Annotated in this window: 9 protein-coding genes; 1 reads left to right on the top strand and 8 read right to left on the bottom strand. The window is 37.9% G+C overall.

Annotation, left to right across the window (positions count from 1 at the left end; translation table 11 throughout):
• Positions 1-185 precede the first annotated feature (185 nt).
• The 3 genes from V7150_RS16200 to V7150_RS16190 all read right to left on the bottom strand — a co-directional run bounded on the left by V7150_RS16200 (position 186) and on the right by V7150_RS16190 (position 3,177).
• Positions 186-1,025 carry a DegV family protein gene (locus tag V7150_RS16200; RefSeq protein ID WP_335520380.1) on the bottom strand — a complete coding sequence of 280 codons (840 nt, stop codon included), beginning with the start codon at positions 1,023-1,025 and terminating at the stop codon, positions 186-188.
• Between the two features lie 265 nt (positions 1,026-1,290).
• Positions 1,291-1,977, bottom strand: coding sequence for a response regulator transcription factor (locus V7150_RS16195; RefSeq protein ID WP_335520377.1), 687 nt, complete (start codon positions 1,975-1,977; stop codon positions 1,291-1,293).
• A 57-nt stretch (positions 1,978-2,034) separates the two neighbouring features.
• Positions 2,035-3,177 carry a sensor histidine kinase gene (locus V7150_RS16190; protein WP_335520374.1) on the bottom strand — a complete coding sequence of 381 codons (1,143 nt, stop codon included), beginning with the start codon at positions 3,175-3,177 and terminating at the stop codon, positions 2,035-2,037.
• 269 nt (positions 3,178-3,446) lie between these two features.
• Between V7150_RS16190 and V7150_RS16185 the strand changes: the two genes are divergently transcribed.
• Positions 3,447-4,091, top strand: a complete 645-nt coding sequence (locus tag V7150_RS16185) for a YigZ family protein (RefSeq protein WP_335520372.1) — start codon at positions 3,447-3,449, stop codon at positions 4,089-4,091.
• Positions 4,092-4,244: 153 nt separating this feature from the next.
• Here the strand turns inward: V7150_RS16185 and V7150_RS16180 are convergent, their stop codons facing one another.
• From V7150_RS16180 to rfbA, 5 genes are all read right to left on the bottom strand, one after another.
• The gene (locus V7150_RS16180) at positions 4,245-5,342 is read right to left on the bottom strand and encodes a glycosyltransferase family 4 protein (RefSeq protein ID WP_335520369.1); all 1,098 of its coding nucleotides are present in this window, start codon (positions 5,340-5,342) and stop codon (positions 4,245-4,247) included.
• A gap of 371 nt (positions 5,343-5,713) precedes the next feature.
• The gene (gene rfbD / locus V7150_RS16175; RefSeq protein ID WP_335520367.1) at positions 5,714-6,562 is read right to left on the bottom strand and encodes a dTDP-4-dehydrorhamnose reductase; all 849 of its coding nucleotides are present in this window, start codon (positions 6,560-6,562) and stop codon (positions 5,714-5,716) included.
• The gene (gene rfbB / locus V7150_RS16170) at positions 6,562-7,584 is read right to left on the bottom strand and encodes a dTDP-glucose 4,6-dehydratase (RefSeq protein ID WP_335520364.1); all 1,023 of its coding nucleotides are present in this window, start codon (positions 7,582-7,584) and stop codon (positions 6,562-6,564) included. Before rfbB ends, rfbD begins: the two co-directional genes overlap by 1 nt.
• A gap of 10 nt (positions 7,585-7,594) precedes the next feature.
• Complete coding sequence (rfbC, locus tag V7150_RS16165) at positions 7,595-8,155, bottom strand: dTDP-4-dehydrorhamnose 3,5-epimerase (RefSeq protein WP_335520361.1); 561 nt, start codon at positions 8,153-8,155, stop codon at positions 7,595-7,597.
• Between the two features lie 21 nt (positions 8,156-8,176).
• Positions 8,177-9,049 (bottom strand): glucose-1-phosphate thymidylyltransferase RfbA, encoded by an 873-nt coding sequence (gene rfbA / locus V7150_RS16160; RefSeq protein WP_335520356.1) that lies wholly within the window; start codon positions 9,047-9,049, stop codon positions 8,177-8,179.
• Positions 9,050-9,361 lie beyond the last annotated feature (312 nt).

Raw genomic sequence — 9,361 nt, 5'->3', positions numbered from 1 at the left:
TCACGATGATTCCGCCAACTCAAGCCAGAATTCCGCCAAACTAATCCGGATTTCCGCCAAACTGTCCTCGGATTCCGCCAAACCCTTTTTAAATTACCTTTTATATGATATTTCCCTTAAATTATTTGACCAATATAAAAACCATTCCAACCCAAAGGCCGGAATGGCAGCATACCTAAATTATTTTATTTTTTCATCCAGCCCATTCCCATCGAGCCTTCACCTAGGTGGGTGCCGATGACGGCTCCGAAGTAACCAATCGAGAAATCGACATTCGGATACATGGTGGACAATTCTTTCCGCCATTCTTCTGCTTCTTCCTCGCGATTGGCGTGAATGATGACAGCTTGATGTGCTTCACCACTCGATGCGTCTTCGCCGAGCAAGTCCACGATTCGTTTCATTGCTTTCTTCCGGGTGCGGATTTTTTCAAAAGGGACAATGACCTTGTTTTCAAAATGCAACAGTGGTTTGACCTGCAGAAGGCTGCCGATAAAGGCTTGGGCACTTGAGAGACGACCGCCGCGTTGAAGATGCGACAGGTCATCGACCATAAAATAAGCACGAGCTGTTTTTTTCAACTCTTCCAATCTTTTTATGATTGCTTCAGCTTCCTCGCCACATGAAGCTATTTCAGCGGCTTCAAGCGCATAAAACCCTTGAACCATACAGCTGATTTCAGAATCAAAAGGATACACCTTAATGCCTTCTACCATCGTACTTGCGGTGACTGCACCTTGGTAGGTGCCGCTGATTCCGCTTGAAAGGTGGATACTAATGACTGCGTCGTAGTCTTCTGATAGCTTTTCAAACAACTGGACAAATTGCCCAATCGGCGGCTGAGATGTTGTTGGGAGTTCTTTCGTTTTCACCTCTTCGTAAAACTGGCTCCATGTTATATCAAACTCTTCCCGATAGACTTCTTTTCCGAAAATAACATTCAACGGGATCATATGTATATTCCATTTTTCTCGTAATTCTTTCGGTATGTACGCGGTACTATCCGTGACAATTGCCGTTTTCATAAAGTTTTACCATCCTTGTCTTTTTAACAACACTATGTTTGCTTATATATTTTATCTGAAACAGCCATAAATTGCATTATTTTGGGATTAAGAATTCCCTCAAGAAAAGCGCTAGTGCTCCTATAAAAAGCTAACGCTTTTTATTCGTGCGATGTTCTCCCTAGGTCTTCCATGTGGGGCTAGATAATTCTTAAAGCAAAAAATTGATATTTATTAGGCAAAAAAGAACACGCCAATAAGCGTGCTCTTCACTAATTTTGAAAAATTATCGCACTTCCACCCAACCATTTTTAATCGCAACAACGACGGCTTGGGTACGGTCGTTGACGTTCATTTTTTGTAAAATGTTGCTGACGTGGTTTTTGACTGTTTTTTCACTGATAAATAAGGATTCACCGATCCCGCGGTTACTTTTTCCATCAGCAAGCATTTGCAGTACTTCACATTCACGACGCGTTAATAGGTGCAATGGACGGCGAATTTCAACCGTTTGCACGTAGCCACCTCCACTGCGGCCCACACCTGCTGCCAGTTTGCGATATTCATTGACCAAATTGTGTGTGACTTTTGGATGTAAATACGAACCGCCATCAGCGACAACTCGGACTGCTTCAATTAATGCATCTGCATCCATTTCTTTTAATAGATAGCCACAGGCACCTGTTTTTAATGCATGTGTCACATAGTTTTCATCATCATGAATCGATAAAATGATGACTTTTGTGTTCGGGTATTTTTCAATAAGCTCTCGGGTTGCTTCAACCCCATTCATTTGCGGCATATTAATATCCATAATGACAACATCAGGGTGATGCTCTTGTACAAGTCCTAATGCTTCGCTGCCGTCATCGCCTTCAGCCACAACTTGGAACGACTTCTCGAACTCTAGTATTCTTTTAACGCCTTCTCTGAATAGTTGGTGATCGTCTATAATGACAATTTTGGTAGTCAATTGCTACGCCCCCTGATTCTTCATATTTCAATTTTATTATTAATTACAAAATTTTCTTTAGTTGATTAATGGAACACGGATTAATACCTCGGTTCCTTTGCCTATTTTTGAATCGAACGTGATTTCCCCATCAAGCAGGTCGACACGCTCTCTCATGCCAATCATGCCAAATGACTCAGGTTTTTGTTGAGTAGTATCAAATCCAATGCCGTTGTCCTTAATCAAAACGGCAATCGCGGCATTGGTTATTTCTAACTTTACTTTGATTTCACAAGCATTCGCATGCTTGAGCGCGTTTTGTACTGACTCCTGAATGATACGGAACAGCCCGACCTCATACTTAGTCGGAAGCCGGTTCTCTAGTCCAATATTCACAAAACTTATTTTCGATTTGTTATGATATTCTTCGATGGTTTGTAAATATTTTCTGAGGGTAGGGACGAGCCCTAAATCATCTAATGCCATCGGACGCAGGTCATAGATAATCCTCCGGACTTCATAAAGGGCGGAACGAACCATTATTTTATAGTGATGGATTTCGGAAAAGGCCTCATCTGGCCCCTTATCCCGGTATACGCGCTCAATTAAATCCGAGCGCATAATGACATTCGCCAGCATTTGTGCCGGTCCATCGTGAATCTCCCTAGATAGCCGCTTCCGCTCTTCTTCCTGTGCTTCAATAATTTTCAAGCCGAAGTCCTGTTTGGCCTTGGCATTTTCTAATACTTCACCTACTTGTTTTAAATCGCTTGTTAAGTAATTCATCACCACTGAAATTTGTGAAATGAGCTGATCAGCACGGTCAATCGTATCATTTAACCCGATTAGTCTTCGTTCAAGATCCTCCCTTTTATCCAATAGCTGTTTTTTATATTGCCAGTTGATGGAGAGGTCCATTTGCAGCTGGTGTGCTTTTTCGTAGGCTTCACGGATTTCTTCCTCTTTATATTGCTTAAAATTCATACTGACTTCTGACAGCATTACCCGTGCTTCTTGAACCTGTTCTTCAAGCTTGTCTCCCTCTTCGATAAGCTTTGCCATCAATTCCTTGATATTCGAGAGTTCCGTTGTCATGTTCTCGTAGTCCAGACGACATTGCTCACCAATTCGGAAAATATCACTTTTACTACAGGTTACTGTTTTAATCATTTCTTCTCGAATTTCATCAATTGACTTCATATTAATCTGCTTAATTTTCATATCATTCCTCCAGGAGGGGCTTGCTTTTCCCTTATTCCTTAAGGCCTTTTCACATATTTTACCTTGAATTGTACTAAATGGCTAATCTGAACAGACATGAGTGGCCTCAAACTCGGATGAAAAGTAGTATAATAGAAGTATTTCATCCTTTTCAACTATACTTTTAAAAATATATCTAGTTGAACCATGTCTATTATATCATTCGAAGGTTACTACCATATTAAAGGTATATTACATCAATATTTTTTTACAATAGAAAGGAGTTTGTTATGCTTCCTCGATACCATACTGTTAAACAGGCTGGAGAACATGAAATTAACATCCAAAGGTCCCGATTTATTGCTCATATTAAAAGAGCTGAAACGGAAAATGAAGCGCAGGAATTTATTCAAGCAATAAAAAAGAAGCATTGGGATGCTACCCATAACTGCTCTGCTTATCTCATTGGTGAGCATGATCAAATTCAAAAAGCCAATGATGACGGCGAACCAAGTGGAACTGCCGGCGTCCCCATCCTTGAAGTTTTGAAAAAAAGAAAGCTGAAGGACACTGTAGTCGTGGTTACCCGTTACTTTGGTGGAATTAAATTAGGGGCAGGCGGTCTGATTCGCGCTTACGGCAAAGCTACATCAGAAGTGCTAGAGGCTATTGGCCTCGTCGAAAGAAAACTCACGCAAATTATCCACGTGAAAATAGAATATACCTGGCTTGGGAAAATTGAAAAAGAGCTTCGTGCCTCCGACTACAAAATTAAAGAAATTCACTACTTTGATATCGTTGAAGTTGAAACCTATGTGGACGAGTCCCAGGTTATGGCATTTATGGATTGGATGGTCGAACTAACCAACGGTCAATGCAACATGAAACAGGGCGACACCCTTTATCTTGAGGAAGATTATGTAAGGGAATCTTAGGAAGATTATATCCTGTCTTGTTATAGAAAACAATTGGGAAAAAAATCTTAGAAATTCACGGAATTGAATCCTTTTTATTATAATCACTCGAAATCGGACTCCATAAAAAAAGCGAACAAACTCACTAACATTGTGGGTTGTTCGCTTTTTTAATTATTTATTACGCATATTAGCTGGTCTAAAACCTCGAATTAGTTTTAACAATGGTTTGTAATCTTCTCGTACAAGTCCAATCTTTTCAACAAATAATTCGATGATAATTAATATCGTAAGAATAATAAGTACTGATCCACGTAACGTTGCTTGTGAAAGAATAAATGCAGCTAGTCCCAAAATTGCACTCATCGCATAAATCAATAAAACTGTTTGTCGATGTGAAAAGCCTGCTCTTAATAAACAATGATGTAAATGGGATTTATCTGGTGCAGATAATGGCTGTTTATTCACAAGTCTCCTGATAATGGCAAAGAATGTATCGGAAATTGGAACACCAAGGATTATTACTGGAATAACGAGTGAAATAAACGTAACACTTTTTAAACCCAGTAGTGAAAGGACACTAATTAAGAACCCTAAAAACAAAGCCCCTGTATCACCCATAAAAATCTTTGCAGGGTAAAAATTATACATAAGGAAACCAAGTGTTGATACGGCAGCTATTAATGCAACAACTGTAACATAAGGATTTCCCGTAATATAAGCCATTCCCGCAATGGAAAATAATGCTATTGAGGATACTCCGCCTGCTAATCCATCTAATCCATCGATTAAATTGATCGCATTGGTTATACCAATAATCCAAACCATTGTGAATGGAATACTTAACATACCAAAGTCTAATTGTCCTCCGCCAAATGGTAAGTTAATGAACTCAACTTTTATATCCCCTAAGAATATAATAACTAAGGCAGCAAGTATTTGTCCAAAAAGCTTTACCTTTGGTGAGATTTCTTTTACATCGTCAACTGCACCCGTAAGAATAATAATTAAACTGCCGAGCAAAAGAGCTAAATGTACATTTCCCTCAGGGTTTAAAAGAAGTAAAGTAAAATTCTCAATTGGCTGGATAATTAAAATTCCCAATATGAAGCTTATATATATTGCCAACCCGCCTAGACGCGGCATAATTTTCTGGTGAACTTTTCTTTGATTAGGCTTATCAGTTGCTCCAATTTTAAAGGCTAATTTTTTAACTATAGGTGTGAGGAAGATCGAAGCACAAAAACATAAAAACAAAGTTACAGACAACATTAAAGCCCCTCCATACTTATATAATAACCTTTTTTATAAAAAACATAATTGAAAATATTTCTTATAAAAAAAAGGAATAAAAAAGTCAAATTTCGATAAATTACACCTAGTTGATTATAGCACAGTCATTTCCTCAATGAAACTATTAATTTCTTCAGGTGATAAAGTTTAATAAGAAAAAAAAGTAATCTTAATGCATTAACATAAAAAATGTCTTTTATTTTTTAAACCCTATATGTCAGACGAAACAGTTAGAAGAAAGGTTTCAATCTAATTGAAAACCTTTTAATGTGCAAAAAAGGAATTTTTTTAAAAAAGGACACATTAAAGTCAACAATACGACCTTTTAATGTGTCCCTTTTATGTTTATATTAGGATTTTCTAAGTTCTCTTAAGTATGCTGATAAGGCGTCTTTCCAATTTGGGAGCGGCGTAAAACCTTGCTCGATAATTTTTTTCTTACTTAAAACTGAATACTTAGGCCGTGCTGCTGGTCGAGGGAATTGCTCGGAAGTCAATGGATTCACTTTTACATGTACATCAGCCTGTTTAAATATTTCTACAGCAAAATCGTACCAAGAGCAAACACCTTCATTGGTTGCATGATAAACACCGTATTTGTCGGATTCAACCAAATCAATCATGAATCGTGCAAGATCCACCGTATAGGTTGGAGAGCCAACTTGATCATGAACAACCCCTAATTCATCGCGATCCCCAGCAAGACGCAGCATTGTTTTGACAAAATTATTTCCATTTATCCCATAGACCCATGCTGTACGGACGATAAAATGATGATCTAAATTTTGTTTAACAAATTCTTCACCAGCGTATTTTGTTTCTCCATATACACCAAGCGGTTGGGTAGGATGGTCAACCTCGTAAGGTTCCGCAGCTGTTCCATCAAAAACATAGTCGGTACTTACATAAACCATTTTAGCTCCAACCTTGCTTGCTGCTTGAGCAAGATATTTAGCCCCTATAGCATTTACTTTGTATACAGTTTCTTTGTCCTCTTCGGCTCCATCAACATTTGTATAGGCAGCACAATGTAAAAGAGCGTCAGGCTTTATTTCATCAAAATAGGCTTGTACTGCTTTTTCGTCGGTGATATCCAATTCATTGCGATCAGTTCCAAAAACCTGATGGTTTCTTGCGGTTAACTGCTTTACAACATCATAACCTAACTGTCCTTGTACTCCTGTTACAACCACTTTCATTATTTTACCTCTAATCTGTCACCATATTGGGATTTAAAATAATCCTGGTACTCTCCAGAAATGATGTTTTCCCACCATTCTTTATTATCTAAATACCATTTAATTGTTTGTTCAATACCTGTCTCAAATGTATATTTTGGTTTCCAGCCAAGCTCTGTCCGAAGCTTTGTTGCATCGATTGCATAGCGGCGGTCATGGCCAGGACGGTCTTTAACAAATTTTATTAGTGACTCAGGCTTATTCAATTGCTTTAATATTGTTTTAACAATCTCAATATTAGTGCGTTCGTTATTGCCTCCGACGTTATATATCCCTCCATTGCGACCATTATGAAGGACTAAGTCAATCGCTTGACAATGATCTTCAACATGAAGCCAGTCACGAACATTTAAGCCATCGCCATATACTGGAAGCTCTTTATCATGTAAAGCATTAATGATCATTAATGGAATTAGCTTCTCAGGGAAATGGAAAGGTCCATAGTTATTTGAGCAGCGTGTGATATTCACTGGTAAGCCAAACGTTTCATTATAGGCACGTACCAGTAGATCCGCACCAGCTTTGCTGGCACTATAAGGACTATTAGCCGCTAGTGGAGTTTCTTCCGTAAAGTAACCTGTTTCCCCTAATGTTCCATATACCTCATCGGTAGAAACTTGAAGGTATTTCTTCACACCAATTGTTTTGGCAGCATCAAGAAGTGCCAGCGTACCCTGAATATTCGTTTGAACAAAAATTCCAGGATCGGTTATACTTCTGTCAACATGAGATTCAGCAGCAAAATTGATGACATAATCAAACTTTTCTTCTTGGAATAATCCACCGATAAATTCGCGATCCGCTATATCACCTCGAACAAACTTGTAATTTGAAGCATTTTCAATGTCTTTTAAATTTTCTAGATTTCCTGCATAAGTTAGTAAATCAAGATTAACGATTTGGTAGTTAGGATATTTATTTACCATGTAGCGGACAAAGTTACTGCCGATAAAGCCAGCTCCGCCTGTTATTAACAGTTTCATTAGTTGCCTCCTATTTTTCATACATAAAATTGAGATGTTTTGCTTCAGCTAATGTTGGGTGCTTTGTATCCTTTTCAGAAAGGATTGGAGCCGTTGTCGGCCAATCAATACCTAGAGCAGGGTCGTTCCAAAGTATCCCTCCATCGTGTTCAGGAGAATAGTACTCATCCACTTTATAAGCCACTGTGGTGTCAGGCACCAACGTACAGAATCCATGCGCAAATCCTTTTGGAACTAAAAGCTGGCGTTTATTATGTTCACTTAAAATCACGCCAACCCATTGCCCATATGTAGGAGAACCTTGTCGAATATCTACCGCTACATCATAAATCGCCCCTGTTATACACCGAACAACCTTTGTTTGCGCTTTAGGATTTAATTGAAAATGTAAACCGCGTAAAGTTCCTACTGGGACGGAAAGGGATTGATTATCTTGAATAAAATCAAAATGTAAGCCCAATTGTTCAAAAATATTCTTATTATAGCTTTCCATAAAATAACCGCGATGATCGCCGAACACTTTGGGCTCCAATATTTTTACATCTGGTATCTTTGTCTCAATAACATTCATTTTTTTACCTCACTCAATGTTTTACTTACCTTGGCTGGCTATTTTAATTAAATATTGTCCATATTGATTTTTCATTAATGGCTCTGCTAACTCTAATAACTTATCATTTGTAATATACCCCATTTTATATGCAATTTCTTCTAAACAGGCTATTTTTAATGATTGCCGTTTTTCAACTGTTTCAATAAATTGTGAGGCTTCTAACAATGATGCATGTGTACCTGTGTCTAACCATGCATAGCCGCGTCCAAGCAATTCAACATTCAGTTCACCCATATCTAAGTAAGCCTTGTTGATATCCGTTATTTCAAGTTCACCACGCGGAGACGGCTTGATGCTCTTCGCAATTTCAACTACCCGATTATCATAAAAATATAGACCTGTCACTGCATAGTTAGACTTAGGCTCTTCAGGCTTTTCTTCAATCGAAACAGCTTTACCTTCCTTATCAAATTCAACAACACCGAAACGCTCTGGGTCGTTTACGTAATATCCAAATACGGACGCACCAGTTTCCCGGGAGGCAGCCCTTCTTAATAGTTCAGTCAGACCATGACCATAAAAAATATTGTCGCCAAGGACAAGCGCAACATTGTCATCACCAATAAATTCTTCTCCAATTAAAAATGCTTGCGCTAATCCGCCTGGATGAGGCTGAATTTTATAAGAAAATTTCAGTCCTAAATCTGATCCATCTCCTAGAATTTGCTCAAAACGAGCAGTATCTTCTGGTGTAGAAATAATTAAAATATCTTTAATGCCCGCCAACATAAGAACGGAAAGTGGATAATAAATCATTGGTTTATCGTATACGGGTAATAATTGTTTCGATACTACTTTTGTTAACGGATAAAGCCGAGTCCCACTTCCGCCAGCTAATATTATTCCCTTCATTTACAGTCAGCTCCTTTTAAATGTAACCTACAATTATAGTTCTAATGAGAGAGTGAAATACTTAACAAATCATCCTTTGAATTTTCATGTATTTTACCTATTTAATATTGATAATGAATTCTATCCTTTTATTTATCATAAATCTAATGATGTTTTTCTGCTAAAAAATGAGGTCTTTGTTTAATCCAGCCCAATCTACATACATAAATATAGCATCTTCTTTTTCATCAAATTACTCCTTGTTTATACTTGAAACATAATAATATTTATTATATTTCATTACAAACCAAATATAAGTATAATATATAGGTT

It is taken from the genome of Neobacillus drentensis, assembly GCF_036965245.1.
Taxonomy (GTDB): domain Bacteria; phylum Bacillota; class Bacilli; order Bacillales; family Cytobacillaceae; genus Neobacillus; species Neobacillus drentensis_G.
Note: the sequence above shows the minus strand (reverse complement) of the source record. Positions and strands in the feature narration are given on the sequence as shown.